1 protein-coding gene is annotated in these 1413 nt (G+C 61.8%); it reads left to right on the plus strand.

Annotated elements, in window-relative coordinates; translation table 11 throughout:
- Positions 1-1413: hypothetical protein (locus AC5L30_RS32930; RefSeq protein WP_494872174.1), on the plus strand; the 1413-nt coding region annotated here is incomplete at its 5' end.

Genomic DNA, 1413 nt, shown 5'->3' on the forward strand with positions numbered 1-1413 from the left:
GACGACAAGAAGGACGACAAGAAGGACGACAAGAAGGACAACGGCAAGAAGCACGACGACAAGAAGTCCCGCACGGGCCTGCCGGTGATCAAGCAGGAGATCACCATCAAGGGTGAGGGCGCGACGATCAAGCGGGACTCCAAGGACGCGTTTCGGATCTTCAAGGTCACCGACGGCGGTGACCTGACCCTGAAGGATCTGACCCTCAAGGACGGCAAGGCCGCCGACGACGAGGACAAGAAGGACGAGGACAAGAAGGACGAGAAGGGCGAGGAGCAGAAGGAGCGGCTGAAGGACCTCCTAGCCTCCGCGCTGAAGTCCCGCGGAGCCAACGTCTCCACCAACTCCTCGCGCGACCACAACGACAAGGACAAGGACAAGGACAAGGACAAGGACAGGGGCGAGGACGGCGGTGCGCTGCTGGTCGAGAAGGGCGGCCGCGCTTACCTCGAAAAGACCACCCTGACCCACAACAGCGCCAGCGGCAACGGCGGCGCGATCGCCAACTACGGCAAGGTCACCCTCAAGCTCAGCAAGGTCGACCACAACCAGGCCAACGACAACGGCGGCGGCATCTTCAACACCGGCCAGCTCGAGATCGAGAAGTCGAAGATCACCGACAACACCGCCAAGAAGAACGGCGGCGGCATCGCCAACGGCAAGGACGACGGCAAGGACAACGGCGACAAGGTCGGCAACGTCAAGATCGAGAAGAGCCTCATCCAGGGCAACAAGGCCGACGAGAACGGCGGTGGCCTCTTCAGCTCCGGCGGCTACGTCGAGATCAGCTGGACCTTCGTCAAGGACAACAGCGCCTGCAAGAACGGTGGCGGCATCTACGCCCGCAACACCGACCTCAGGATCGACCACGTCACCATCGCCGAGAACGACGCCAGCAAGGACGGCGGCGGCATCTACAACACCGGCGGAGACCGCGAACACAACGCCGTCACCAGCAACAACCGCAAGGACAACGACGGCAAGGACAACGACAAGGTCGGCCGCGCCACCATCACCGACACCCTCATCGCCGCCAACCACGCCGGACGCTTCGGCGGCGGCATCTTCAACGGCGAGCCCAAGAACGACAACAAGAACGACAAGAACGACAACAGCAACAAGGGCAACGACCGCAACCACGACGACTTCGACGCGGTCCTGGTCCTGCGCGACAGCCTGATCAAGGAAAACATCGCCGGCGAGAACGGCGGCGGCATCTTCAACAACAACGGCAAGGTCACCCTGGACAAGACCAAGGTCAAGGACAACAAGGCCAACGGCGACAACGACCACCACCGCAAGATCGCCGGCGGCATCTTCAACAACGACGGCAAGGTCGAACTCGACGACAAATCCACCGTCACCGACAACGACCCCAAGAACTGCGTCAACGTCAAAGACTGCCACGCCTGA

Source organism: Micromonospora sp. BQ32 (assembly GCF_059358895.1).